This is a genomic window from Leucobacter albus (assembly GCF_039528015.1).
GTDB classification, from domain to species: domain Bacteria; phylum Actinomycetota; class Actinomycetes; order Actinomycetales; family Microbacteriaceae; genus Leucobacter; species Leucobacter albus.
The window spans coordinates 145967-171318 of sequence record NZ_BAAAKZ010000008.1 but is presented as its reverse complement, the minus strand read 5'-3'; the positions used below and the strand labels follow the sequence as shown (position 1 = coordinate 171318).

General features: G+C 67.2%; 21 protein-coding genes. 12 read left to right on the top strand and 9 right to left on the bottom strand.

Annotation, left to right across the window (positions count from 1 at the left end; translation table 11 throughout):
- Positions 1-24 precede the first annotated feature (24 nt).
- Positions 25-1656, top strand: a complete 1632-nt coding sequence (locus ABD115_RS09930) for an amidohydrolase (protein ID WP_343960565.1) — start codon at positions 25-27, stop codon at positions 1654-1656.
- Between the two features lie 53 nt (positions 1657-1709).
- On the opposite strand, the gene ABD115_RS09925 is transcribed toward ABD115_RS09930, so the two are convergent.
- Positions 1710-3098 (bottom strand): aminotransferase-like domain-containing protein, encoded by a 1389-nt coding sequence (locus tag ABD115_RS09925; protein WP_343960564.1) that lies wholly within the window; start codon positions 3096-3098, stop codon positions 1710-1712.
- An 81-nt stretch (positions 3099-3179) separates the two neighbouring features.
- On the opposite strand from ABD115_RS09925, the gene ABD115_RS09920 reads away from it, so the two are divergent.
- The 5 genes from ABD115_RS09920 to ABD115_RS09900 all read left to right on the top strand — a co-directional run bounded on the left by ABD115_RS09920 (position 3180) and on the right by ABD115_RS09900 (position 9802).
- Positions 3180-4439 (top strand): benzoate/H(+) symporter BenE family transporter, encoded by a 1260-nt coding sequence (locus tag ABD115_RS09920; RefSeq protein WP_343960563.1) that lies wholly within the window; start codon positions 3180-3182, stop codon positions 4437-4439.
- A gap of 119 nt (positions 4440-4558) precedes the next feature.
- Positions 4559-5575 (top strand): helix-turn-helix transcriptional regulator, encoded by a 1017-nt coding sequence (locus tag ABD115_RS09915; RefSeq protein ID WP_343960690.1) that lies wholly within the window; start codon positions 4559-4561, stop codon positions 5573-5575.
- Positions 5576-5774: 199 nt separating this feature from the next.
- Positions 5775-7670 carry a DUF5979 domain-containing protein gene (locus ABD115_RS09910; protein ID WP_343960562.1) on the top strand — a complete coding sequence of 632 codons (1896 nt, stop codon included), beginning with the start codon at positions 5775-5777 and terminating at the stop codon, positions 7668-7670.
- Positions 7671-7920: 250 nt separating this feature from the next.
- The gene (locus tag ABD115_RS09905) at positions 7921-8751 is read left to right on the top strand and encodes an SDR family oxidoreductase (RefSeq protein ID WP_343960561.1); all 831 of its coding nucleotides are present in this window, start codon (positions 7921-7923) and stop codon (positions 8749-8751) included.
- A gap of 37 nt (positions 8752-8788) precedes the next feature.
- A complete protein-coding gene (locus ABD115_RS09900; protein ID WP_343960560.1) occupies positions 8789-9802 on the top strand; it encodes an aldo/keto reductase family protein in 1014 nt (337 codons plus the stop codon).
- Here ABD115_RS09900 and ABD115_RS09895 read toward each other — a convergent pair.
- The 6 genes from ABD115_RS09895 to ABD115_RS09870 form a co-directional block, all read right to left on the bottom strand.
- The gene (locus ABD115_RS09895; protein WP_343960559.1) at positions 9799-10647 is read right to left on the bottom strand and encodes an ABC transporter ATP-binding protein; all 849 of its coding nucleotides are present in this window, start codon (positions 10645-10647) and stop codon (positions 9799-9801) included. The two genes, ABD115_RS09900 and ABD115_RS09895, sit on opposite strands and share 4 nt — an antisense overlap.
- Before the next feature lie 26 nt (positions 10648-10673).
- Positions 10674-11750: a FecCD family ABC transporter permease gene (locus ABD115_RS09890; protein ID WP_343960557.1), complete on the bottom strand. Its 1077-nt coding sequence runs from the start codon at positions 11748-11750 to the stop codon at positions 10674-10676.
- Entirely contained in the window at positions 11747-12748 is a 1002-nt protein-coding gene (locus tag ABD115_RS09885) for an iron chelate uptake ABC transporter family permease subunit (protein ID WP_343960556.1), read from the bottom strand. The genes ABD115_RS09890 and ABD115_RS09885 overlap by 4 nt, the downstream gene beginning before the upstream one ends.
- Positions 12745-13617: a siderophore-interacting protein gene (locus tag ABD115_RS09880; RefSeq protein ID WP_343960555.1), complete on the bottom strand. Its 873-nt coding sequence runs from the start codon at positions 13615-13617 to the stop codon at positions 12745-12747. The genes ABD115_RS09885 and ABD115_RS09880 overlap by 4 nt, the downstream gene beginning before the upstream one ends.
- The gene (locus ABD115_RS09875) at positions 13617-14630 is read right to left on the bottom strand and encodes an ABC transporter substrate-binding protein (protein WP_343960554.1); all 1014 of its coding nucleotides are present in this window, start codon (positions 14628-14630) and stop codon (positions 13617-13619) included. Before ABD115_RS09875 ends, ABD115_RS09880 begins: the two co-directional genes overlap by 1 nt.
- Before the next feature lie 123 nt (positions 14631-14753).
- Positions 14754-15548 carry a helix-turn-helix transcriptional regulator gene (locus ABD115_RS09870; protein ID WP_343960553.1) on the bottom strand — a complete coding sequence of 265 codons (795 nt, stop codon included), beginning with the start codon at positions 15546-15548 and terminating at the stop codon, positions 14754-14756.
- A gap of 168 nt (positions 15549-15716) precedes the next feature.
- Here ABD115_RS09870 and ABD115_RS09865 point away from each other — a divergent pair, with 168 nt between their 5' ends.
- From ABD115_RS09865 to ABD115_RS09840, 6 genes are all read left to right on the top strand, one after another.
- Positions 15717-17282 (top strand): ATP-binding cassette domain-containing protein, encoded by a 1566-nt coding sequence (locus tag ABD115_RS09865; RefSeq protein ID WP_343960552.1) that lies wholly within the window; start codon positions 15717-15719, stop codon positions 17280-17282.
- Between the two features lie 213 nt (positions 17283-17495).
- Positions 17496-18674, top strand: coding sequence for an ABC transporter substrate-binding protein (locus tag ABD115_RS09860; protein WP_343960551.1), 1179 nt, complete (start codon positions 17496-17498; stop codon positions 18672-18674).
- A gap of 27 nt (positions 18675-18701) precedes the next feature.
- Entirely contained in the window at positions 18702-19577 is an 876-nt protein-coding gene (locus tag ABD115_RS09855; RefSeq protein WP_343960550.1) for a branched-chain amino acid ABC transporter permease, read from the top strand.
- Between the two features lie 3 nt (positions 19578-19580).
- Positions 19581-21323, top strand: coding sequence for a branched-chain amino acid ABC transporter ATP-binding protein/permease (locus ABD115_RS09850; protein ID WP_343960549.1), 1743 nt, complete (start codon positions 19581-19583; stop codon positions 21321-21323).
- A 2-nt stretch (positions 21324-21325) separates the two neighbouring features.
- A complete protein-coding gene (locus ABD115_RS09845) occupies positions 21326-22051 on the top strand; it encodes an ABC transporter ATP-binding protein (RefSeq protein ID WP_343960548.1) in 726 nt (241 codons plus the stop codon).
- Positions 22048-23298 carry an alpha-hydroxy acid oxidase gene (locus tag ABD115_RS09840; protein WP_343960547.1) on the top strand — a complete coding sequence of 417 codons (1251 nt, stop codon included), beginning with the start codon at positions 22048-22050 and terminating at the stop codon, positions 23296-23298. The genes ABD115_RS09845 and ABD115_RS09840 overlap by 4 nt, the downstream gene beginning before the upstream one ends.
- 169 nt (positions 23299-23467) lie before the next feature.
- Here ABD115_RS09840 and ABD115_RS09835 read toward each other — a convergent pair whose 3' ends face one another.
- Both ABD115_RS09835 and ABD115_RS09830 read right to left on the bottom strand, forming a co-directional pair.
- Complete coding sequence (locus ABD115_RS09835; protein ID WP_343960546.1) at positions 23468-24286, bottom strand: GntR family transcriptional regulator; 819 nt, start codon at positions 24284-24286, stop codon at positions 23468-23470.
- Complete coding sequence (locus ABD115_RS09830) at positions 24283-25251, bottom strand: ribokinase (protein ID WP_343960545.1); 969 nt, start codon at positions 25249-25251, stop codon at positions 24283-24285. Before ABD115_RS09830 ends, ABD115_RS09835 begins: the two co-directional genes overlap by 4 nt.
- Positions 25252-25352: the final 101 nt, after the last annotated feature.

The window sequence follows — 25352 nt, the reverse complement described above, 5'->3', positions numbered from 1 at the left end:
ACCGACAACCGAGAGGAAACTATCGTGCGCGTTGACGCGATTATCGAGAACTGCCGAATCTGGACGGGCGACCCCGGGCGCCCCGAGGTGACTGAACTTGCGGTGCTGCACGGCCGCTTCGTCGGCGTCGGCGACGTGACGGGGCTCGACAGCGAGCATCGTATCGATCTCGGGGGCAGCCGGGTCATACCGGGCCTGCACGACGCCCACCACCATCTCGGCCTCACGGGTCGCCGGCTGTTGAACGTGAACGTTCGGCCGACGGCGGTGCGCTCGCTCGCCGAGCTGTACGAGCGCATCGCCGAGCGGGCCGCGCAGTCGCCCGCGGGTGCCTGGGTGCTCGCGAGCGGGTACGACCAGAACTTCTTGGGCGGGGAGCACCCGACAGCGCAGGGCCTCGACGCGGTTTCTGGCGGTCGCCCCGTGATCGTCGAGCACGTTTCGGGGCACATGATCGTCGCGAATACCGCGGCCTTCGCGCACGCCGGGCACCCGGGGCGGGCGGGCTACCCCGATATCGAGGGCGGCAGGGTGTTTCGCGACGGCGGTGGGCTTGCCGAGGGGCTGCTGCAAGAGACCGCGATGAACCCGATTCGCGATGCTGCCGCAGTCGCCGCGCGCGACCCGCGCGTCGTGTCCGAGGCGTTGCGGCTCGCGAGCGAGCAGGCCGTCAGCTATGGGCTCACCAGCGTTACCGAGCCGGGTGTCGCCATCGACGGCGCGATCGGTGCCGGCACCATCGAGATGGATCATTACCTGCGGGCGGTCGCCGATGGCACCATTCTGCCTCGCATGACGGTCATGCCGTTTCATGCGGCGCTGCACCCCATTGCCGAGGGCCCTGAGGGAGTGAAATCGCTCGACTGGGGCATTCGCACGGGGCTTGGCGACGAACGGCTGCGCATCGGCCCGGTAAAGATCGTCTCCGACGGGTCGCTTATCGGCCGCTCTGCCGCCGTGCACGACTGCTACTGCGGCGAACCAGAAAATTTCGGGGTACTCCAGCTCGGCCCCGAGGAGCTACGCGCGGCGATCTTGGCCTATCACCGCGCGGGGTGGGCGGTCGCGACGCACGCGATTGGTGATCGCGCCATCGACCACGTGCTTGACGCCGTCGAGGCGGCGCAGCGCGAGCTGCCCCGTGAGGTGCGCCACCGGGTTGAGCACTTCGCGATTGCGAGCGACGAGCAGGTCGCGCGCGCGGCGACGCTCGGGCTGATTCCTGTGCCGCAGGGCGTGTTCATCTCTGATTTCGGCGACGGTATTCTCGCGGCGATCGGTGAGGGCAGGTCTGCGGGTACGTATCGCATGCGCTCGTTCCTCGACGCCGGCATGGTCGTGCCAGGGTCGACGGACTCGCCCGTGTCAGACGCCAACCCGTTCGTCTCGATTCACGATCTGGTGAACCGTGTCACGAGCGGGGGCCGGCCGTTCGGTCAGCACGAGCGGGTGAGTGTCGCGGAGGCGGTGTCTGCGTACACCTACGGATCCGCGTATGCGGTGAACGCCGAACACGAGCGGGGGCGCATCGTCGACGGGCAGCTTGCTGACTTCGTCGCGCTCAGCGACGACATTTTTTCGGTCGATTCGATGCGGATCCGCGACATTACCGTCACTCAGACGTTCATCGGCGGGCAGCTCGTGTTTGCCTCGTAGCCGTTGTCGGTTGCGCGCGTTGGGGTGTGCCGCCGCAGCGCGCGCAATCGCGGCTATTGCAGCTCAGGGCACGCGGGTGCGAGGCGTCTGAGCCCCTCGACCATCTCGGCCTGCGTGGCCGAGCCGAACGAGAACCGCAGGAACGGCGCGGGCGGCTCGTCGACGAAGAAGTGCTGGCCGTCGCCGACGATGACGCCGTTCGCGGCTGCGGCCGCCGCTATCGCGGTGGGATCGCTGCCGGCCGGCAGCCGCGCCCACAGGTGCAGCCCGCCACGCGGAATGCTGGGCACGCGCACTCCCGGGAGCGTCGCGCGCAGGGTGTCGAGCATGAGATCTCGGCGGGCGCCGAGCGCCGCGCGCAGCCGTTTGAGGTGTCGCGGCCACGCCGGTGATGTGAGAAGCCCGAGCGCGGTCTCTTGCACGATGGGTGACACGCACAGGTCGTCAGCGACGCGCGCCGTGCGCAGCCGCTCGCCGGCCGGCCCGCGCGCGATGACCGCGCCGAGCCGCAGCCCGGGAGAGGCTGGCTTCGAAAGCGTGAGAAGTGAGACTACGTGGCCGTGCGGGTCTTCGCTGAACAGCGGGTTCGGGGCCTGGCCGTCGAAGCTGAGATGGCGCGCCCAGTCATCTTCGATGATGAACGCTCCGTGGGAGTGGGCGAGTTCGAGGACCTGGGCACGGCGCTCCGCGCTGAGCACGGCCCCCGTCGGGTTCGCATAGCTCGGTTGCAGGTACACCACGCGTGCCCGCGTGCGTGCGAGCTCGTCGGCGAGGCGCTCGACAACGATGCCCCCGCGGTCTGCGGGCACCGCCGCGAGCCTCAGCCCCGCACTCTGCGCTGCGAGAATCGCGCCGGGGTAGCTGGGGCTTTCGGTGATGACCGTCGAGCCCGGTTCTGCGAGCGTGCGCAGCGCGAACACGAGGCCCTGCTGACCGCCCGAGACGATGAGCACGTCGTTGGGGTCGGCGCGATACTCCGCCGCGATGACACGCCGCAGCTCACTCGAGCCAGCTGGAGCGGTCATGGCCCACGCCCTGGTGCTGCGCGCGGCCTGCGCCCCGATGCGGCGCAGGTCTTCGTGCGGCTGGAGCTCGGGGGCGAGGTACCCCCACGAGAGCCGAATGCTGTCGGCGTCGCCGTACATGCCGAGCCGCGAGGCGCGCGCGGCGTCAACCCTGGTGTGGCCGAGCGCCTGCGACTGCCACGAGTAGTCTGGCTCGGCGATTGTCTCGCGCCGTGCGATAAACGTTCCGCGGCCGGGCTCGGCGACCACGAGCCCGAGCGCGGAGAGTTCGGCAAGGGCCGCGGAGATCGTTGCTGCGCTGGCCCGATAGTCTGCGGCAAGATCGCGCACGCCCGGCAGCCTGTCGCCGGGCTGGAGCGCCTCGATGCGCTCGCGGATCGCCGCGGCAACCCGCGCCGACCTGTTACTATTGTTCATGAAGCTAGTCAATAACGTTACTCTTTTTTTCGCAACACCGTTACGCTGTTCGTGCCCGCGCCGAGTGTGGGGGGCCAGCTCATGACCGCCGAGCGAACGTCTGTCTGGGGTGACCTATCGCTCTCGGCAATCGTTGCGGGCTTTTTGTCTGCCCTCATTAACTTCGCCGGGCCGTTTCTCATCGTGCTCGAGGCGACGCGCACCCTCGGGCTGAACGAGGCCCAGACGGCGTCGTGGGTGTGGGCGCTGGCTATCGGTAACGGCGTGTGCAGCATCGCGCTCAGCCTGTTCACCCGAATTCCGGTGATCGTCGCATGGTCAACCCCGGGCGCCGCGCTGCTTATCGCCTCGCTCGGCGGGTTCAGCTTTGCGGAGGCCGTCGGAGCCTTCCTCGTCGCGTCGGTCGCCGCGGCCATCGTCAGCTTTACCGGGCTGTTCGGGTGGCTGCTTGCGAAGGTACCCGCGCCGGTGCTTCAGGCGCTGCTCGCCGGAATTCTCGTGCCGTTCGTTGTGACAGCAGCTGGAGCGTTCGCCAGCGCGCCGCTCATCGCTGGCACTATCGTCGCCACGTTCTTTCTCGGCAAGCGATTCTTTGACAGGTACGCGGTGCTCGGTGCGTTGGTCGCCGGGCTGCTCGTGACCTGGCTCACGGGTTCGTTTCACGAGGTGAGGCCCGCGCTCACGCTTGGCGGCCCCGTGTTCACCGCGCCCGAGTTCACATTTTCGGCCCTCGTGAGCATCGCGCTGCCGCTGTTCATCGTGACGATGGCCTCGCAAAACGCCCCCGGGCTGGCGCTGCTGCAGTCGCAGGGCTATCGACCGAATGACCGGCTGCTCGTGGGCACGATCTCGTCGGTCTCGGCGGTGCTCGCGCCGTTTGGCTGTCACGGCATTAACCTCGGCGCGATTACCGCCGCGATCGCGCTCGGCCCCGAATCGCACAACGACCCGCGCAAACGCTACATCGCTGGCCTCTCAGGCGGGCTGACCTATCTGGTCGTCGGGTCGTTCGGGGGCATCCTCGTGGCGGGGTTCCAGGCTATTCCAGCCGAGACCGTGTCGGTGCTCGCCGCCGTGGCGCTACTCGCCTCGGCGCTCACAGCGCTGAAGGGGGCGATGGGCGGCGACACTCGCACGGGCCTTGCGGCGCTCACGACGTTCGCCGTGACGATGTCGGGAGTCGTGCTGTTCAGCATCGGCTCGGCGTTCTGGGCGCTCATCGCCGGGAGTCTCGTCTATCTCATGCTCGCTCCGCGCCGCGAGCGCGAGCCGGCGGGGGCTGGGAGGCAGCCTCGGGTAGGCTCCGCAGCACAGGGGGAAGGTCGTGGAGCGCGAGTGTGACGTCAGATTGAGACGTATTCGGCCGTGAGTCTCGTTGCTTGAGCGAGTGAGGCCCGCGCCACTGCAACCCTTACACCACATATCTCGGATGGGCCGGGTGGGGAGGAGCAGTGACAACTATGGTGCCAGGGGAGCGCGTTCGTCGCAGCCACACAGACCTCGAGGCGCCCGCCGGGCCGCTGCTGCTCCCGCCTGTGGTGACCAGGTGGGTGAACGAGGTTGCCAGGCGGCCGCTGCTGGCCGATGAACAGCAATCGCTGCGGCTCCAGCGGCGCTACGGCGAGGAGGGTGCCGATGAGTTGTCGCGCAGCGGCTTCGTCGTTGAGCCCTCTGGGTCGCAGCCGTTCGAGGCTGTGACCTGGCGGGTCAACGTGCGCGGCGTGCGTATTGTCGCCTTTCTCGGTTCGCCGGCCCGCTACAGGTTCGCGCCGCTCCACGTCGGCACGACAGAGCTGAGGGTCTATCGATTGCTGTCGGGCGTGATGCAGGTGCAGTACGACGATGAGCGTCGCGTTGAAGACGCCGCAGCGCTCGGCACCATCGACACGACGCAATCGTTCGTTGCGCAAACCTGGGGCACGTTCTCGGCCATCATGGTCTCGCTGCCGTTTCCAGACAGCGGCGACCCCGCGCCGCCCGAACGTGAGATCTCGCGATTGAACGCCGCCGTCGAGCTCGGGCGGGCCTTGCTCGTAGAATCGCTCAGTGGGCGCGAGCTACTCGAACACGACGAGCGCCTCATGCGCGAGCTGTTGGCCGTGCCGTCAGGCTCCCGGCCGCCCTCGCCGCTGCGCGAAAAGGCGATGGCGCTCATCGAGTGGGAGCACAGAAACCCGTGCGTCACCATTGAAACGATGGCGGCGACCCTCAATGTCAGCAGGCGACACCTGTACCGGAGCTTTCAGGGCACCGGGTCGACGGTCGGCGAGGTGCTGCTGCAGCGCCGCATCGCCACCGCGGCCGAGTGGTTGCGGAGTTCGACGGCTGCGTCGGTCGCCGAGATCGCCCGCGAGAGCGGTTTCGGTTCGAGCGACCAGTTTCGTCGCAGCTTCAAGAAGGTGCACGGTGTCTCGCCGACCGAGTACCGCGATGCGACTCTTGGTAGCGCCGAGCCGGAGCGCAACACCCAGCCCTAGCGGGAGCCCTTCGTCGGCAATGTGACGTCCATTTGTGACAGGCCGGCCCGAATTGCTGGCAAATCACAGTGCGCGGCGCTGCATATTTCTAGCCTCTTGTGTAGAGCCGCCCGTGTCTTGGATTCATTCACACAATCACGCAGGGCGGCTCATTGCTGTCTCTGACCAGGGAACGGCGATCTGCGTGAGAGGGGAAATGATGGAGAAGGCTCTGCCACACGGCAGTCAATCGAAGGTACAAGCCGGGGTGCGGCGAATGCTCGGTGCGCTGCTGGCCGCAGTGCTCGGCGTGATGGGGCTCATCGCGCTTCCGGGCGCAGCCACCGCTGCAACGGTCGGAGACATTACCTCCGTCGAATTCACGAACGATGAATTCGCGGGCGGCAGTAGGCAAGAGATCAACGTGACGTGGAGCGTTGCCAACAACCCGACGCCGCCGCTATCGGTGTCGATCGATCTCCCACCAGAGCTACGCGGCTACACCGACAGATTCCCTGCGACGGCAGCAGACGGCAGTGTGGTCGGTGAGTGCACGGTGACCCCGACGAAGATCACCTGCACGATCGATGATGAGTACGTCGCAGCGAACCCGCTAAACATCAGCGGATCCTTCAGGTTTCTCGTCGATATTCGGGTCTACAACACCGTAACCGAGGAGCACACGTGGGAGGTCGGTGGTGTGACGACGCCGCCCGTCACCGTGACTCCGAACCCAGGGGTCTGCGAGAGCGACTGCGAATACAAGGGCACGTGGGGGTGGAAACACGGAAACTACAACAACATCGACGACGTGATCGACTGGACGGTCGGGGTGCGCGCCGAAGACCCGAATGGCCTTGTCGCGGGGAAGAACGTTACGGTGACCGACTTTCTCGACCTGTCGATCTTTGAGGTGATCGGCACCCCCGTGGTGGAAGAAGCCGGCGCAGTGCGTGTCAACCCCCAGACAAACCGTGAAGAGCCCGTGTGGAAGCAGATGCCGGCCGATCTGGTCACCATTGCCCCCGACAATCTCTCGGTGTCGTTCACCTCGCGCGCGGGGGTGTCTGGCGGGGAGCTGCGCCCGGGCGACAAAGAGCTCACCGGCGCCTTCTACGTCGTGAAGTGGAAAACCAAGGTGCTCGACGAGGGCGAGGCCGGCACGTACACGAACGAGGCGGAGTGGGTGATCGAGGGTGTTGACAGCCACACTCACCAGGGCACCGTGGTGCGCCAGAGTGGTTCTGGAACGGTTGTCGGCACGAACCACGGAAAGTTCGCCGTCACCAAGCAACTTGTCGGCAATGCTGACCTGATCGACCCGCCGGCGTTCACGCTCAACTGGGTGGCCTACGCGAGCGATGACGACACGACGGGCACTCCGGGGTCGGCGACGATCAGGGCGGGCGAGACCTTCACGAGCCCCGAGTTCTTCAAGGGCACCCGCGTCGTGCTCACCGAGGTCACTCCCACCGAGCCCGCGAACGTCGCGTGGAGCGCTCCCAAGTTTGTGGCCACCGACGCGCAGGGCAACCCGCTGCCTGGGGCGCAGCCGACAGAGACACTCGACATCACCTTTGCGCGTGCCGCAGGCAACCTCGCGCGGGTGAGCTTCTTCACGCTGACGAACGAGGCAACGCTCGTAGCCGCACCGATTCACGCGAAGAAGGTCGTGGAGAACCCCGATGGGCTCGACCTCAGTGCGATTCCGAGCTACACCCTGAACTACAGCTACCCGGCAGGGGAGCACTGGGCGGCGGGGTCGGGGTCGGTGGCGCTGCCGGCAGATGGCACGGTTGTCGCCACCGAGCTCCTGCCGATTGGTGCGAAGGTCACCTTCGCGGAGGCCGAGCCCGCCGCGATCGCTGGTGGGCACTGGCACGACCCACAGTTCAGCGCGACAACCGTGACCGTGGGTAGCGGTGAGGCGCTCGACGTCTCGGTCACAAACACCATCACGAGGAGCGTTCCGCCCGTAAGCCCGCCAAAGTCGGGCATCGCGCACACCGGTGGCAGCCCGCTGCAGCCGCTTGGCGTCGCGACCGTGGCGCTGCTGATCGCTGCGGGTGCGACCCTCGCGATTCGAGGGGCGCGGCGCGCGGGCGCTGAGCGCTAGCAGCGATCGTCCCGGGCATACCGCCCATCTCGGCTGCGGGGTGGCGTTGCCCGCACGGGGGGCGGCGCAGAAGCGCGCCGCCCCCCGTGGCTGTTCTCACTCCCGCCGCAGTGCGTAGTGCCCGAAGCTGTAGCTATTCACAGGCATTCTCGCCCTAGGGCGGGTCGGCGTGCGAGACTGCACGCAACGTTCGCGAATGTGTCGCGCGCGTGTCAGACTTGCGCTGAACCCACAGCACAAAGGAGTAGCTATGACACTGGCAGGAAAGACGATCCTCATGTCGGGCGGCAGCCGCGGCATCGGGCTCGCGATCGCGTTGCGCGCGGCAGCAGACGGCGCGAACATCGCGATGCTAGCCAAGACCGACACCCCGCACCCGAAGCTCGAGGGGACGATCCACACCGCGGCGGAGGAGATCCGCGCTGCCGGTGGCAACGCGCTTGCGATCGTCGGTGACGTGCGCAGCGATGACGACATTGCATCGGCCGTCGAGCAGACCCGGGCCGAGTTCGGGGGCATCGATATCGTCGTCAACAACGCGAGTGTGATCGACCTGTCGCGCACGCTCGACCTCGAGCCGAAGAAATACGACCTCATGCAAGACGTGAACGTGCGCGGCACGTTTATGCTTTCGCGGGCGGCTCTGCCGCTGCTTCAGCAGGCCGAGAACCCGCACATTCTCTCGCTCTCGCCGCCGCTGAATATCACGCCGAACTGGCTCGGAGCGCACACCGGGTACACGCTCGCCAAGTACGGCATGACGATGGTGACCCTCGGGCTTGCCGCCGAATTCGCCGACTCCGGCGTCGCGGCAAACACGCTCTGGCCCGCAACCACAATCGCGACGGCGGCGGTGCAGAACCTGCTGGGCGGCGACAAGGTGATGGCCGCGAGCCGCACCCCGGCGGTGTACGCCGACGCGGCCTACGCTGTGCTGACGAAGCCGGCCGCGTCGTTTAGCGGGCACACGCTGATCGCCGAAGACGTGCTCGCGGCCGAGGGCGTCACCGATTTCTCGGGGTACGCAGCGGTGCCCGGCACCCCAGATGACCGGCTCTTCCCTGACATCTTCCTGAACTAGGGTGTCGCTTCCGGGGTAGCGGTACTACCGTGAGCACATGGTCAACTATCGCTACCTCGGAAACAGCGGCCTGAAGGTCTCGGAGATCACCTATGGCAACTGGGTGACGCACGGCTCGCAGGTTGACGATGCCGCAGCGGTGCAGACGGTGCACGCCGCGCTCGACGCGGGCATCACGACGTTCGACACCGCCGACACCTATGCCAACCAGGCCGCCGAGGTCGTGCTCGGGCGGGCGCTCTCGGGGCAGCGCCGCGAGGGGCTCGAGATCTTCACGAAGTGTTACTTTCCGGTCGGCGCGAAGGGGCCAAACGACACAGGTCTCAGCCGCAAACACATCTTCGAGTCGATCAACGGGTCGCTCAAGCGGCTCGGAACCGACTACGTCGACCTCTACCAGGCGCACCGGTTCGACTACGAGACACCGCTCGAGGAGACGTTCCAGGCGTTCGCCGACATTGTGCGGCAGGGCAAGGCGCTCTATATCGGGGTTTCGGAGTGGACAGCGGAGCAGCTGCGTGCGGGGCACGCGCTCGCACAAGACCTCGGCGTGCAGCTCATCTCGAACCAACCGCAGTATTCGATGCTCTGGCGCGTGATTGAGGAGCGGGTTGTGCCGACCTCGGAGGAGCTGGGAATCTCGCAGATCGTGTGGTCGCCGATGGCGCAGGGCGTGCTCACCGGGAAGTACCTGCCTGGGCAGCCCGTGCCCGAGGGGTCGCGCGCGACCGATCAGCGCAGCGGTGCCCGGTTCATCCAAGACTTCCTGCGCGACGATCTGCTGACGGCGGTGCAGCGGCTGAAGCCCATCGCCGCTGACGCCGGTCTGACCATGCCGCAGCTCGCGATTGCTTGGGTGCTGCAGAACCCCAACGTCGCCGCGGCGCTCGTTGGCGCATCGCGGCCCGAGCAGCTCGCGGACACGGTGAAGGCCTCGGGTGTGACGCTCGACGCCGACACTCTCGCCGCGATCGATGCCGCGCTCGCTGACACCGTGAACCGAGACCCCGAGCACACCTATACGGTCTCCCCGAAGACGCGCCTGAGCTAGACGGTCGCCGTGCCGAGCGGCACGACCAGCGGGCTCCCGGTCACCGGGTCTGCGATCACCACGCACTCGAGGTCGAAGACCTCGCGCACGAGCTCCGGGGTGATGATGTCGCGGGGAGGCCCCTCGGCGACAACCCTGCCGTCTTTCATCGCGATGATGTGGGTCGCGTAGCGCGCGGCGTGGTTGAGATCGTGGAGCACGGCGACGAGGGTTCGCCCGCTCGCGTGGAGGGTGCGGAAGAGTTCGAGCAGCCCGATCTGATGGGCGATGTCGAGGAAGGTCGTCGGTTCGTCGAGCAGCAGAATCGGCGTCTCCTGCGCGAGCGCCATCGCCACCCAGACGCGCTGCCGCTGGCCGCCCGAGAGCTCGTCGACAAGCCGGGTGGAGAGGCCGGTGGTGCTCGTCGCCGCGAGCGCGTCGGAGACGGCGCGGGCGTCGTCTTTCGACCACTGCCGTACGAGGCCCTGGTGCGGGTAGCGTCCGCGCGAGACGAGGTCAGCGACGACGATACCGTCGGGCGCGAGCGAGGTCTGGGGGAGGAGGCCCACCTCGCGGGCGAATGCCTTCGCCTTGCGATCGTGGATCGCGCGCCCGTCGAGCACGACCGCTCCCGCGGCGGGCTTCAGGAGCCTGGCGAGCGCGCGCAAGAGCGTTGACTTGCCGCACGCATTCGGCCCGACGATCACCGTGAACGAGTCATCGGGGATTTGCACGCTGAGGTGCTCGGAGATGACCCGGTTGTCGTAGCCGAGTGTGAGGTTGGTCGCGTGCAGGCGTGCGGCGTCTGCGCCCGGCACCGCGCTGGGCGCCGCGTCGGGAACTGTGGTGGGCTGTGGGGAGGGCATAGGTTCTTTCTGCTGAAGCGGTGGGGTTAGCGCCTGCGGGTTTCGCGCACGAGCAGCCAGACGAAGTACAGGCCGCCGACCGAGACCGTGATGATGCCGACCGGCAACTGCATCGGGGCGAACAGCCGCTGGCCGATGAAATCGCTGACGACGAGGAGCAGCGCCCCGGTCGCGCCAGCGGCGATGACACCGACGCCCGCGGATCGGGTGAGCCTGCGCGCGATCTGCGGGGCGACGAGCGCGATAAACGCGATGGGGCCCGCCGATGCGGTGACGAGCGCGACGAGCGCGACGCCGATGAGGATCGCTGCGAGCCGCACCGTGTCGGGTCGGGCGCCGAGGGAACCCGCCGCGTCGTCGCCGAGTTCGAGCACCCTGAGCGCGGGGGAGAGCGCGAGCGCAGGGATGAGGAGCGCGAGGAAGACGATTGCCGCAGGCCCGAGGGTCGCGATCGTGAGGCCGTTGAGTGACCCGCTGCCCCACACCGCCGCAGTGAGCTGCTCGCCCGCGCTCGCTCTGAGCATGAGGTAGGTGTTCACCGCGGCGAGCATCGCCGAGACGCCGATGCCCACGATGATGAGCCGAAACCCCTGCACGCCGCGGCGGTAGGAGAGCGCGAACACGATGAACGCCGTGATGATGCCGCCGGCGAGCGCGCCGCCTGCGACCGCGAAGTAGCCGCCGCCGGTGACGAGCATGACGACGAGGGCGCCGGTGTAGGAGCCCGAGGCAAACCCGATGACGTCGGGGGAGCCGAGTGGGTTGCGGGTGAGCGACTGGAAGATCGCGCCGCTCATGCCGAGGGCGATGCTGAACATCGCTGCGAGCATGGCGCGGGGGAGCCGCCACTCGCGCACGACGAGCACGGTCCCCTCGTCGGCGGTGCCGAGGAGCCCGCCGAACACCTCCGCAAGCGAGAGCGTGTAGGTGCCCGTTGCGACGGAGAGGGTCACCATGGCGAGCGTCAGCGCGGCGACGACTCCGACGACCGTGATGGCCCGGCGCGATGCGTGCAACGACACCCTGGGGTGCTGCACGGCGAGGCCCGGGTACCCGAAATCTACCGGGCTGGTGGCTGCTGAACGAGACGGTGGGTGCGTCACAGTGCGCTCACATTCTTCCGGCGCGCGAGCGCAATGAGCACGGGTGCGCCGATGAACGCGGTGACGATCCCGACCTCGAGTTCTTTCGGGGCGAGCACGACGCGACCGACGACGTCTGATGCGAGCAGTAGCAGGGCTGCGCCGAGGGCCGAGAACGGAATGATCCACCGCTGATCGGGGCCCGTGAACCAGCGCACGACGTGCGGCACCATGAGGCCGACGAACCCGATCGGGCCCGCGGCGGCGGCAGCGGTGCCGGCGAGCAGGGTGACCGCGACGATCACCAGCACGCGGGTGCGCACGACGCCCGCGCCGAGCGACTTCGCCACATCGTCGCCGAGGGCGACCGCGTTGAGGGGGCGGCCCGCGACGAGCGCGAGCGCGAGGCCCACGGCGATCGGGATCCACACCACCTCGAGCGTCGACCAGCCGCGGCCAGCGAGCGAGCCAGCGCTCCAACGCAGGAGGTCGTCGAACGAGTTCGGGTGCAGCATCGTGATCGCTGAGGTAAACCCGGCAAGCAGCGCGCCGAGCGCAACGCCGACGAGCGTGAGTCTCACGGGCGTCGCTCCGAGCGATCCAACCGAGCCGAGCGCGTAGACGACCACCGTCACGGTGACGGCGCCGGTAAAGCTGAACCAGAGGTACTGCGACAGCGAGTTCATGCCGAAGAATGCGACGCCGACGACGACGGCGAAACTGCTGCCAGCGCCGACGCCGAGAATTCCGGTATCGGCGAGCGGGTTGCGGGTGAGCGCCTGAATGAGCGCGCCCGCGACACCCAGGGCTGCGCCGACGAGCAACGCGAGCAGCGCACGCGGCGCGCGCATCTCGGTGACGATGTACGCCTCCTCGCTCCCGTCGGGGTGCCGCATGACACGCCACACCTCGGAGAGATCGATGGTGCGCGCTCCCACCCACATGCTCAGCGCGAGCGTCAGCCCGGTGAGCGCGATGAGCGCGAACAAGAACAGCCAGCGGCGGGCTCCCTGGCTCACAGGCCGAGCTCTTGGAGTTTCAGGTCGTAGCGGTCGCGCTTGAGCTCGTCGTCATCGCCCGCCGCATCCCAGATCGCTGCGAGCGCGGCGAGCGTGTCGTCGCCAAGCGCCTCATAGTGTTCGAGCCACTCCTCCTGCTTGTCGCGCCAGTACCCAATTACCGCGTACTGCTTCGCGTTGAGCCCCCGTTCGTGCCGCAGGTAGCGTCTCGCCTCGCGGAGTTCTCCGGCCTCGCCGGCGACCCAGACATAGCAGTCGTTCGAGATCGGCATCGCGCGCAGCGCCTCGGTCATCGCGCTCGGGCCGACGCCGTTGCCGCGGCCGACGATCCACTTCACCTGCAGGCGATCGCTGCCAAGATCGATGCGATGCGATTCCTCGGCGACCTCGACCGCGGCCACCGCGTGCACGGAGGCGGGCAGCTGCTCGGCGAGCCGTGCGAGCGCGGGAATGCCCGTCGCGTCGGTGACGAACAGCTGGGTGGTCGCGTTCGCCGGCGGCTCGTACAGCCCGCGCGGCGCGTGGAACGAGACGCGCTCGCCGGGCAGCGCGTTGGCCGCCCAGGCCCCGGCCTTGCCGTGTCCGTGCACGACGAAGTCGATCGTCACCTCGCCGGCCTCACGGTCGTGCTTGCGAATCGTGTATGGCTCGATGTGTGAATCGTGTGCTGGCTCGCGCCAGTTGCCGGCTTCGTCGAGGGTGGGCAGGTGGAGCTCGCCGTCCGGCCCAGGGAACCGCACGCGCACGAACTCGTCGCCGACACCGGTCGTCGTGAACTCGCTCAGGCCCGCGCCACCAAAGGTGACGCGCACCATCCCGGGGGTGAGCCGGGAAGTGCGCATCACCTCGGCAAGAAAGAGGTCGCTCATCACGCCTTCGCGTCGATCTTTGCCTGAACCTCACCAAGCACCGCGTCGAGGCCCTCGAGATTCTGCATCGCCCACCCAAACGAGCCCGTCGGGCCGAGGTTGATGTAGTCGACGACCATGCCGTTCTTCACCGCGGGCAGGTTCTGCCAGAGTGTGTTCTGCTCGAGCGCGTCACGCTGCTCCTGCGGGGTGTTGACGAGCAGCATCACGACGTCGGCGTTCGATAGACGGCCGAGCTCCTCGTACGAGAACCACTCGGGGAAGCCGTCTTTCGTCACCTCGTCACTCTGCTGCTCGCGGAACGTCGCGCCGAGGTCGCGCAGAATCGGCGTCATGAAGTGCTTGTCTGAGTAGGTGCCCCACTCCTTTTCCATCGGCGACAGCAGCGTGAACGAGTTCTCGGCGAGTAGATCGGCGTACTTCGTCTTGAGCTCATCGCGGCGCGTGTTGTACTTCTCCTCGAGCGGCGCGACAAGATCCTCCTTGCCCATGATCTTCGCCAGCTCGATCGAGCGCGTGCGCCAGGCCTCACCGTCTCGCGCGTTAAAGGTCACGATGGGGGCGATCTTTTCGATCTCGGTGCGCATGGGGGAATCGAGCGGCAAGAAATCCTGGGTCGCGACGACCAGATCGGGCTTCGCCTGCACGATGGCTTCGAGGTTGAGTTCGTAGTACTCGCCGATCGACTCCACGTCGGCCTCGCGCACCTGCTCGCTGTACTGGAGCGGAATGGCGTCGCCGGTCGTGTCGGTGAAGTAGCTGTTCACCACGCCCACGGGCATGACGCCGACGTCCATGAGCGCGGCCGGGGTGTAGAAATCGACGGAGACGATGCGCTCGATCTTCTCTGGGAGGGTGACGTCGCCGAAGTCGCTCTCATAGACCCGCGTGCCCGACTTCTCATCCGTGGCGCTTGTGGTTGCGCCGCACGCTGTGAGGGCGAGCGCGGCGGTTGCTGCGATGGCGGCGGCGAAGACCCTGCCTGTGGTTCGGGCAGCGGGAAGGGAAAACATGGGGCTCCTGGGAGACAGTGACGGGCCTGGTCACGGCCACATCGGACGATGGTTAGGTTGACCTAAGCAACCGTACTGGCGAAGCGACTCTCATTTGGCGACAAGTTGTACTGTTTTTCGTACTTACGCGCACTCGCTCACTGGCGGGCGACCGCGCGCATACTCCGCTGGCGTCTGACCGGTGAGTGTTCGAAAGTGCTCGATGAACGTCGAGGGGTTGCGATACCCAAGGCGTCGGGAAATTGACACCACGGGCTCGCCGTTGATGAGCTCGCGAATCGCGACCTGTAGCCGAGCGAGGATGCGCCACTGCGTGAACGTGATGCCGGTCTCTGACTCGAACTGCCGGGCGAGTGTGCGTTCGTGCATGCCGAGGGCGCTCGCCCACGAGGCGGTGGTGCGTTTGTCGGCCGGGTCGGCGAGCACCTCGTCGGCGATGACTCGTAGGTGGGTGCTCGCGGGCATGCTGAGATCGAACGAGGTGGTCGGGGCCGGTGCAAGCAGGTCGAGAATGACGCGCTGCAGGCGAAGCCGAGCGGCGGCGGCGATGTTTGCCTGCAGGTTGTGCATGAGCAAGACGCGCAGCGCGTCGCTGATGGCGATGCCGGTCACCTCGGCTGGGAGCAGGCCGAGGTGCTCATCGATCTCACTGAAGTATGTGGCGCGTACCCGCGCCGCGCCAATCGTCGAGGCAGTGTGTGGCACGTCTGCCGGCACCCAGACGCCGAGCGCCGGCGGGATCGACCAGACCCTGCCGCCCGCCTCGAGCGTGACAATGCCGCCCTCTGACCACAGCAGCTCGTGCTGCCGGTGCGCGTGCTCCTCCCACTGTGTCGAGTTTGACACGTTGTAGTCGATCGTCGTGAGCAAGAACCCGGGAGGGACTCGGGGCACGATCATCGTTTCTGGCGGCGGCACGCTGTCGCTTTCTGCGGATTCGGTGGATCACATCAGATGTGAGTGAGGGTGGCCTAAGAAGAGTGCTACCATCTGGCCTATACCAATCATCAGATGAATTCGGTCGCCGCGCAACTTCGGTTCGCGTCGGGAGGTTTTTGGCAGCGTACTGCCGATCAAGGGAGAAACATGATCACGTGTGAGCGACTCACCATTGGGAGGGCCTCTGGCCCCGGGGCCCCTGTGCTGCGCGGTGTGTCGGCCCGGATTGAACACGGGCGGGTTCGCGCCGTCGTTGGCGGTGCTGGGGCGGGGAAAACCGTGCTCGCCACCGCGCTCCGTGGGGCCCTCGGTGAGGGGTTGCTGTGCCGAGCCGGCAGCGTGCGTGTCGGTGAATTCAACCCGTTGGGCGCCTCAGCCGCACCGCACGAGGCGGCCCGCCACGTGGCGTGGCTCGGGCACGACTGTGAGTCACGTCTGTTCCAAGAACCGACGGTGCGGGCGGCGCTCGCCGCTGCCCTCGAGGCGGAGTTTCCCGGAGCGCCAGCAGACGACCTCACGCTCTGTGCTGCGCTCGCGCGCCTCGGGGTGAACGATGCGCGGGTGCTGGGGGAGGATCCGCTGACGCTCCCCGCATCGCTGCGCAGGCGCGTCGCGCTCGCTCAGGCGCTGGTTCGACCGTCAGGCGCGCCGGCGCCGCAGCTGGTGGTGCTCGACGAACCGTTTGATGGGCTTGAGCGGAGCGTCGCGACAGAGGTGATCTCCGCACTTCAGGGCATGCGGCGCGCGCTCCGCTCGACCGTCATCGTGCTGACGCGCGATCTCGAGCTCGCGCAGCGTTTCGCTGATGAAATTTCGGTGCTCGAGGGCGGGCAGCTCATCGAGACGTTCAGCCCGGAGCGGTCTTTTGGGCAACCCCGCCCCTCACTGCGACGAGCAGCCCGGGCCGAATCCCGGGCGCAGCTCCACAGGCAGACGCGCCGCGACCCCGCGGCCCAACACCGCCAGCGAACCGGTGGCGCAGAGCGGCTACCGGCGGCCCTTGAACTGCGCGATTTCTCGGTGCTGCTCCCCGACGGTGGCCAGGCGACGCCACCCATCTCCGTCGCAGTCGAACCGGGCGGCGCGCTGGCAATCACCGGCCCAAGCGGCAGCGGCAAGAGCATGCTCGCCCGCGCGCTGGTCGGTGGGCTCCCGCCTCGATCAGCACTCCGCATCACCGGGGGGCTGTTTGTGCGGGGGGTGCAACAGGCGCCGCGCGCGGCAGCACGCACCCCCGAACAGCGCCGCGCGATCCAGCTCGTGAGCTACGGAGCCGAACGCTCCTCGAGCGAGACCCATACGGTGCGCACCCAGTTGCGGCGCGCGATTCGGCGGGCACGCCCACACGCGACGTCGAGCGCCGTTGGTGCGAGGGTCACCGAGTTGCTCGGGCTCGTCGAACTCAGCACGGGGCTCCTGCTGATGCGCCTGTGCGAGCTCAGCCCAGAGCAGTCGAGGCGGCTCGCGCTCGCGCGGGCCCTGGCGCACGACCCGGGGGTGCTCGTCTGGGAGGGGCTCGGCGGCGAGCCGGGGGCCGAGGGGCCGCTGACGCTGTTCGAGCGTGTGCGCTCTGAGGCAGGGGTCGCCACGCTGCTGGTCACGAGCGACGCTGGGCTCGCGCGTGAGCACTGCGGCAGGGAACTTTACCTCGACCCGCACGCGGGGCTCGAGCTGCGGGACTCCGACGCGCTCGCCGAGCGCTGCGCCGCGTAGGGGGTCGGCCGCGCCGCGGCTGCCCCGTGGCACGCGTGCCGCGCTGCGGCTGCTGACTGCACCCCACTAGACTGCGTATGTTGCGATTTCGGTACATCTTGGTGGGCGACTCGGCGAGTCCGTGACAAACGCCTCCACGCTGTGCCAGCGTTATCCGATACCTAACTGTCAATCTGTCCACGCTTTGCGTGCCCTCACCGCTTGGAGAATTCAATGAAGATGAAGCTTCGCGCTGCCGCCGTTGTGTCAGCATCGGCCCTGCTACTTGCCGGATGCAGTGGCACGGGTGACGGGGGAGACTCCGGCGGTGGCACCGGTGGCCTTGTCGGCACCGGCACCGGCGCCAGCTGCGTCATCGAGAGCCCCGTGAAGATCGGTGCGGCGCTCAGCCTCACCGGCGGCGCCGGCAGCTACGGCGCGTCGCAGCAGCAGGGCCTCGAGCTCGCGCTCGAAGAGCTCAACGCTGCCGACGGCATCGAGTACAAGCTCAGCATCGAAGACGACGCATCGGAGCCTCGCCAGGGCATCAGCGTGATGGAGACCTTCGCGGGCGACGGCACGAGCATCGTGCTCGGCCCGACGCTGTCGAACACTGCCGTCGCGGCGATGCCCATCGCCAACGAGGCGAGCATGCCCGTGATGGGCATTTCGACGACCGCCGGTGGCATCACCGATATCGGCGAGTTCGTCTTCCGCGACTCGCTCACCGAGGCGCAGGTCATTCCGCAGACCATCGACGCCGTGATCGATGAGTACGACCTGAAAAAGGTTGTCGTGATGTACTCGAACGACGACGCGTTCACCGAGTCGGGCTACGAGGTGATGGCAGAGACCCTCGAGGGCACCAACGTTGAGGTGCTCGACACGCTCACCTTCTCGAAGGCAGACACCGACTTCCGCAGCCTCCTCACCGCCGCGAAAGACAAGAACCCAGATGCGATCGTCGTTTCGGCGCTCATCGAGGCCGCCATCCCGCTCGTTACGCAGGCGCGCGAGCTCGGCATCGAGCAGCCGATCGTCGGTGGCAACGGGTTCAACAACCCGAAGCTCATGGCCGACGCCGGTGACGCCGCAGAGGGCGTCGTCGTTGGCGCAGCGTGGAACTCGGCGTCAGACAACGCCGAAAACCAGGCGTTCCTCACGGCCTACGAGGCAAAGTTCGGCGCGCAGCCCGACCAGTTCGCAGCTCAGGCATACGCCGCGCTCTACCTCATCGACAGCGCCGTGCGCTCCGACTGCTCGGCAGAGCGCGCTGACCTGCGCGAGTCGATCGGTTCGCTGAAAGACGTTGCAACGCCGCTCGGCGCGGTCAGCATCAACGCAGACCGCGACGCAGAGCACCCCGCGGTCGTGCAGATCGTCAAGGACGGCAAGTTCGCCGTTCTGCGCTAACCCGCATCACCCGAACGAGGATCACCCATGCAGCAACTGCTTAACGGCCTATTCATAGGCTCGATCTACGCGCTCTTCGCCATCGGCTTTACGCTCGTATTTGGCATTCTTGATCGCCTGAACCTGGCGCACCCCGCCGTGTTCGCAGCGTCGGCTTTTGTCGGCATCGGCCTGGCCGAAGCCTTCGAACTGTCGATCTGGGTGATTCTCGTTCTGGTATTTCTGTTCGGGGCCGTGCTCGGCCTGGTGATTGAGCGGGTGGCGTTCCGCCCGCTCAAGAACCGCCCCGACGCCCACTTCGCCGGCCTCATCGCGTCGATCGCGATGGCCGGAATGATCGTTGCGGTGCTGCAGGCCTTCTTCGGCCCCCAGACCCGGCGCTTCCCAGAGGGCACCGCGCCCGAGGGCAAGGTCGAGATCTTGGGTGCGAGCGCGACCTACGTGCAGCTCGCAATCGTTGTTATTTGCATCGGCCTGGTGATCGCCCTCAACGTGCTCGTGCAGCGCTCCTCGCTCGGCCGCTCCATGCGCGCCGTCGCCGAAAACCCGACGGCGGCGCGCGTGCTCGGCATCAACGTCGATCGCGTCACCGCGATGACATTCTCGATCTCTTCGGCGCTCGGCGCCGTTGCCGGCGTGCTGTTCGCGTTGAACGTGAACAGCGCTCAGCTCGGCATGGGCACAGCCATCGAGCTGAAGGGCCTCGCGGTGATCATTGTTGGCGGCATGGGCTCACTGCCAGGGGCGCTCGTTGGCGGCCTCATTCTCGGCATCGCCGAGGTGTTCGCGATCCAATACATCGGCTCGAGCTGGCGCGACTTCATCGCGTTCGCCCTGCTGTTTGTGATTCTGCTCCTCATGCCACAGGGCATCTTCGGCAAGCGGAAGGTGCGTGAGGTCTAACCCATGTTTACCGAATCAGTTCTCGTCTTTATCGCCCTCAACGGCATCTTCGCGTACTCGTTCTACGCCGTGCTCGTTGCCGGGCAGCTCAGCCTCGGCCAGGCGGGCTTCGCTGGCATTGCCGCCTTCGTCGCGGCGACCCTCGCGCCCACCCCTACCGACTGGGGCCCGATCCCTACGCTCATCGTCGCGATCGTCATCGGCATGGTGGTCGGTTCGCTCGCCGCCGTGATTCTCGGCCTGCCGACGATGCGACTGCGCGGCGTGTTCCTCGCGATCGCGACGCTCGGCTTCGCCGAGGGCATCCGCATCTTTATTCTCAACCAGTCGTGGACCGGCGGCGCGCAGGGCATGTCTGTGCCGAAGATTGTCGGGCCCGAGATCGCCTGGGTGCTGCTCATTGTTGTCGCGTACTGGTTCTGGCGCCAGGGGCGCTCGCGCTACGGGCGTGCCCTTGAAGCCATTCGCGAAGACGAGCTCGCCGCGCGCTCGATCGGCATCGATGTCGGCCGCCACCGCCTGACGGCATTTGTCTCTGCGGGTGCGATTGCTGGCCTCTACGGCGTGCTCTGGGCGTACTTCATGCGCATTATCGCGCCAGAAGACTTCAGCTTCTCAACCGCGATCGACGGCCTGGTGACCGCGGTCGTTGGCGGGTCGACAAACTTCTTCGGCCCGATTCTCGGTAGCGGCTTCCAGACCATGCTGCCCGAGATTCAGCGTGCCGTTGGCATCGAGGCCGGCTGGCTGCGCCCGTTCATCTCGGGCCTGCTGCTACTCATCGTTATTCTGTACTTGCCAGGCGGCATCGCGAGCCTCGTGCCGAGGCGCAAGCAGAAGATCGACGTCGCGGCGCTCGGCCTTGCCGAAGCCTCGGGCGAGTCGGTCGCGATGCGCGAGCACCCGGCAAAGGGCGAGGTCGTCGTGCAGCTCAACGCGCTCGCAAAGGAATACGGGGGAGTGCACGCCGTGCAGGGCGTCGACCTGACCGTGCGCAGCGGCGACGTCGTCGGGCTTATCGGCCCGAATGGCGCGGGCAAGACGACGCTTGTGAACATGATCAGTGGGCTGATTCCACCCTCGAGCGGCTCCGCCACGGTGCTCGGCGTGGAGGTGGGGCGCACCCCCGTACACAAGATCGCGGCGGCCGGCGTCACCCGCACCTTCCAGCACTCCAAGCTGTTCAACCGGCTAAGCGCGCTCGAGAACGTGCTTATCGGCACTCACCTCGTTGCGAAGCCCACGTTCTTGCGGCGCCTGCTGTGGCTGCCGTCAGCGCGGCGAGACGAGCAGGCCGCGCTGGCGCAGGCCGCTCGCTGCCTCGATCGCGTTGGGCTGCTCGAGAAGGCCAACGTCGAGGCCAAGGGGCTGTCGTACGGTGACCAACGGCGCTTGGAGATTGCGCGCGCGCTCGCGGCGGATCCGTCGCTGCTGATTCTCGACGAGCCCGCCGCTGGCATGAACCACGTCGAGGCGGAGGAGCTCTCAGCGCTCATTCGCTCACTGGCGAACGACGGCCTGACGATTATCTTCATCGAGCACAACGTCGGAATGGTGCTCGGCACCTGCGACCACATCGCGGTGCTGAACTTCGGCCAGCTGCTCGCAAGCGGAACCCCGGCCGAGATCGAGGCAGACGAGCGGGTGATCGAGGCCTACCTCGGCGCCGTGCAGGAGGCCGAGGCCGAGACCTCAGCCCCCGTCGTAGCCGACGCCAGCGACGACCCGAACCAGGGGAGGGCATAACCATGACTGAAGCTATCTTGCAGGTGACCGACCTCAGGGTGACCTACGGCAAAGTCGAGGCTGTGCGTGGCGTCTCGTTCGAGGTGCAGCAGGGCTCGCTCGTGACACTCGTCGGGGCGAACGGTGCGGGCAAGTCGTCGATCATCAACGCCATCGCAGGCATCGTGAAGCCCGCCGGCGGCAAGGTGACCTTCCAGGGCCAAGACATCACCCGCACAGGCTCGCACAAGCTCGTTGGGCGCGGGCTCGTGCAGGTGCCCGAGGGCAGGCAGGTGCTCAGCACGCTGACCATCGGCGAGAACCTGCAGCTCGGGGCGCGCAAGCTTCGCGGGGGCGCCGCGTCGGCGATCGACGGCATTTACGAGCGCTTCCCAGTGCTCGGTGAACGCCGGCACCTGCCGGCGGGTTCGCTCTCTGGGGGCGAGCAGCAGATGCTCGCGATCGGCCGCGCGATGCTCGCCGAGCCGCAGCTGATCTTCATGGACGAACCGTCGATGGGCCTGGCGCCGAAGATCGTCGATGAGGTGTTCAAGGTGATCGAGGAGATTCGTGCTGGGGGCACCACCGTCGTGCTTGTCGAGCAGAACGCACGCCGCGCGCTGCAGGCGGCCGACGGGGGGCATATTCTGCAAAACGGTGAGATCGTGCGGTCTGGCACCGGGGCAGAGCTCCTCGCAGACGATGGCATTATTCAGGCATACCTGGGAACTGGTGGTGGCGGTAAGTGAGCACGCGAGCGGGAGACCCTCTCGGAACTCGAAAGATCAAGCGGAAGCTGCCGAAATGGAGCGAGGTTTCCCCGTTTCTCGGCTTCAAGAAGCCGGAGCTCGACCCCGTCGAGCGCAGGCTTCAGAGGGCGCTCACCGTCAAAGACCTCGCTGAGGCTGCGCGGCGGCGCACCCCGAAATCGGTCTTCTACTATGTGCACGGGGCCGCCGAGGGCGAGCTGTCGATCTGGCGTGCGCGCGATGCATTCTCGCGCGTCGAGTTCGAGCCGCGGGTGCTGCACGATGTTGCGAACATCGACACGAGCACGACGATCCTCGGTAAGCCCGCGAGTTTTCCGCTGATTCTCGCGCCGACCGGGTTCACCCGCATGATGCACCACGAGGGCGAAATCGCCGTCGCCCGGTCTGCAGCCAGGGCCGGGGTGCCCTACACGCTGTCGACGATGGGCACGACCGCCCCCGGCGACCTGCAGTCTGCGGTGCCGAGCGGCAACAACTGGTTTCAGCTCTACCTGTGGAAAGACCGCGACGCGACCCGCCAGCTGATCGACCAGGTGCGCGCTGCGGGCTACGACACGCTCGTGCTCACCGTCGACACCCCCGTTGCGGGCAACCGGCTGCGCGATACCCGCAACGGCCTGACGATTCCGCCGTCGCTGAGTGTCAAGACGTTCGTCGATTTCGCGCTCTACCCCAACTGGTGGGCGAATATCTTGACGACCGACCCCATCGAGTTCGCGAGCCTGAAGTCGTTCGACGGCACGGTCGCCGAGCTCGTAGGCCAGATGTTTGACCCGAGCCTGAGCCTCGACGACCTGCAGTGGCTGCGCGACGAGTGGGAGGGGTCGCTTGTCGTCAAGGGCATTCAGTCGGTTGAAGACGCGAAGCGGGTCGTCGAGCTCGGTGTCGACGGCATCGTCGTGTCGAATCACGGCGGGCGGCAGCTCGACCGTGCCCCGACGCCGCTCGAGCTGCTCCCGCGGGTCGCGGAGGCCGTGAACGGCCGCGCCCAGATCTTCCTCGACACCGGCATCCTTTCGGGCGCCGATGTGCTTGCCGCGGTGGGCCTCGGTGCCGACGCCTGCATGGTCGGGCGCGCGTATCTGTACGGGCTCATGGCGGGCGGCGAGCGCGGCGTTGACCGCATGTTCGAGATCATGCGCTCCGAGGCGCTGCGAACGATGCAGCTCACGGGAGTCGACAGCGTGCAGGAGCTGCGCGGCAGGGTCTCGCTTCGCTCGAGCTAGGCCGGGGCCCGGGGTGCGTGCTGGGTTTTCCGGGGCTGGCTGGGTGTTCCGGGGCTGACCTCTGCGCACTGCAGAAGATAGGTAATCTGCGGGCATACGGCCCGAAACCGGCGTTTGCGGCAGATCTTGTGCTTTTCTCCCCTCGGAGCCGCTGCCGAAGCGCAGCCACTTATAGGTGAATGCTGCCCGCGCGCGATGCGTCGCCGCTGCCATCGATGTGAAGCAGCGAGGCGAGTGGCGAGGCATCGCGACGAACCTCGAACTCGAAGCGCGACCGATCGCCCCTGTGATAGGCAACAAAGTGTTCGATCGGCCTGTCCTGCGCATCACGGCTGACGCTGCGGAGCCGCAGCAGGGCCGAGCCGGGGGCAACGCCGAGGTGCTTGGCCTGCTCGGCAGACGCGACCGCCGCCTCAGCCGAGCGAATGCCGCGGGCAGCTACGACACCGTGCTGCGCGAGAAACTGGTAGAGCGAACGCTCGGTGAAGTCTGAGCCGAGGGTGGCCGCGCCGATCTGCTCGGGCATCCACGTCGTGGTGAACGACCAGGGCTCGCCGTCGACGTAGCGCAGCCGCTGCAACACCACAACCGGGTCGCCGACCGAAAGCTCGAGCGCAGCGGCAACATCGCCGGTCGCATGGCTTCGCTCGTGGCGCAGCACGTCGCTTCGCACCTGACCGCCGCGGCGGCTGACGTCTTCGAACAGGCCTACGAGCGTATGAGCCAGGCTTTCGCTGGTGCGCGGGCGCGACACGAAGGTGCCCTTGCCCTTGACTCGCTCGACATAGCCTTCGTGCTCGAGCTGCGCGAGCGCCTGCCGCACGACGGTGCGCGACACGCCGTAGTGTTCGCACAGGCGATGCTCACCGGGGAGGGGGTCTCCCGGGCGCAGGCCGTCGCGCGCGATCGACCCGAGCAGCAGCTGCCGCAACTGCTCGTACATCGGGGCAGCCGAGTGGCGGTCTATTGCGCGCGGCGGGGCTGTCATGGAGCCAGGGTGACGACGGGAGCACCGTTGGTGCCGAGAAAGGCATCGACAGCGGCTCGCACTGGCAGACTGGGCGAAGCGCCGCGCTGTGTCACGGCGAGCGCGCCAGCAGCTGTGGCGAGCTGCACCGCCGCTGCGAGCGAGGAGCCGCTGGCAAGCGCGGCTCCGAGGTAACCCGCGTATGCGTCGCCTGCCGCGGTCGTGTCGACTGCCTCGACCGCGATCGACCCGATGAGTGTTGCCCCGCTTGCGGTGACGACGCACGAGCCCCGCTCGGCCAGCGTGATCACCGCGGCGCCGACGCCGCGATCGAGGAACCACTGACCGGCCAGGGCAGCAGACTCAGCGTCGGTGACGGCTATGCCACTGAGCACGGTAGCCTCGGTCTCGTTGGGAGTAACGATATCGACGTTGCGCCACACTGCGTCTGGCAGGGCAGCAGCTGGGGCAGGGTCGAGAATCGTTGTGATTCCGAGCTCGCGCGCCCGCGCGGTGATGTGGGCAGTGAGGGTGAGCGGGGTTTCGAGCTGGGTGAGCAGCACGGAGGTTGTCGGGGCGAGGGCGGCGAGCGCCAGATCCACCTGCTCGGCATCGAGCCGTGCGTTCGCGAGCGGAACAACGACGATATCGTTCTGCGCAGATGCATCGACCCGAATGTGCGCGATACCCGTTGGGCCGGGCACGGTTCGCAGGTGCGCGATGTTCACCCCGGCGTCGCTGAGACCGGTGACGACGAGCTCATTGAAGAGGTCGTCGCCCACGCAGCCGACGAACGCGGCGTTCGCCCCGGCACGGCCGGCGGCGACGGCCTGATTCGCGCCCTTCCCTCCGAGCCCGAGGGTGAAGTCGTCGCCGAGTATGGTCTCGCCGCCGACGGGCAGGCGCTGCGAAAACGTCGTGAGGTCGGCAGTGACGCTCCCGACGATGACGACGCCAGATCGCGTCGGAGTGTCGCTGGTGGGCATAGTACCCCTGATCTTCGTTGACTTCGCTGACTGGTGATTATTACACTAGCGGAATCTCTGCCTGTAATGACAGGCTCGGCGACAACGGAGGTCCCACGACG

Coding starts and splice junctions, on each gene's coding strand:
- ABD115_RS09915 (WP_343960690.1), top strand. CDS start 4,559: ATGGTGCCAGGGGAGCGCGTTCGTCGCAGCCACACAGACCTCGAGGCG.
- ABD115_RS09895 (WP_343960559.1), bottom strand. CDS start 10,647: ATGCCCTCCCCACAGCCCACCACAGTTCCCGACGCGGCGCCCAGCGCG.
- ABD115_RS09855 (WP_343960550.1), top strand. CDS start 18,702: ATGCAGCAACTGCTTAACGGCCTATTCATAGGCTCGATCTACGCGCTC.
- ABD115_RS09845 (WP_343960548.1), top strand. CDS start 21,326: ATGACTGAAGCTATCTTGCAGGTGACCGACCTCAGGGTGACCTACGGC.
- ABD115_RS09925 (WP_343960564.1), bottom strand. CDS start 3,098: ATGAACAATAGTAACAGGTCGGCGCGGGTTGCCGCGGCGATCCGCGAG.
- ABD115_RS09860 (WP_343960551.1), top strand. CDS start 17,496: ATGAAGATGAAGCTTCGCGCTGCCGCCGTTGTGTCAGCATCGGCCCTG.
- ABD115_RS09920 (WP_343960563.1), top strand. CDS start 3,180: ATGACCGCCGAGCGAACGTCTGTCTGGGGTGACCTATCGCTCTCGGCA.
- ABD115_RS09905 (WP_343960561.1), top strand. CDS start 7,921: ATGACACTGGCAGGAAAGACGATCCTCATGTCGGGCGGCAGCCGCGGC.
- ABD115_RS09835 (WP_343960546.1), bottom strand. CDS start 24,286: ATGACAGCCCCGCCGCGCGCAATAGACCGCCACTCGGCTGCCCCGATG.
- ABD115_RS09850 (WP_343960549.1), top strand. CDS start 19,581: ATGTTTACCGAATCAGTTCTCGTCTTTATCGCCCTCAACGGCATCTTC.
- ABD115_RS09875 (WP_343960554.1), bottom strand. CDS start 14,630: ATGTTTTCCCTTCCCGCTGCCCGAACCACAGGCAGGGTCTTCGCCGCC.
- ABD115_RS09900 (WP_343960560.1), top strand. CDS start 8,789: ATGGTCAACTATCGCTACCTCGGAAACAGCGGCCTGAAGGTCTCGGAG.
- ABD115_RS09865 (WP_343960552.1), top strand. CDS start 15,717: ATGATCACGTGTGAGCGACTCACCATTGGGAGGGCCTCTGGCCCCGGG.
- ABD115_RS09910 (WP_343960562.1), top strand. CDS start 5,775: ATGGAGAAGGCTCTGCCACACGGCAGTCAATCGAAGGTACAAGCCGGG.
- ABD115_RS09830 (WP_343960545.1), bottom strand. CDS start 25,251: ATGCCCACCAGCGACACTCCGACGCGATCTGGCGTCGTCATCGTCGGG.
- ABD115_RS09880 (WP_343960555.1), bottom strand. CDS start 13,617: ATGAGCGACCTCTTTCTTGCCGAGGTGATGCGCACTTCCCGGCTCACC.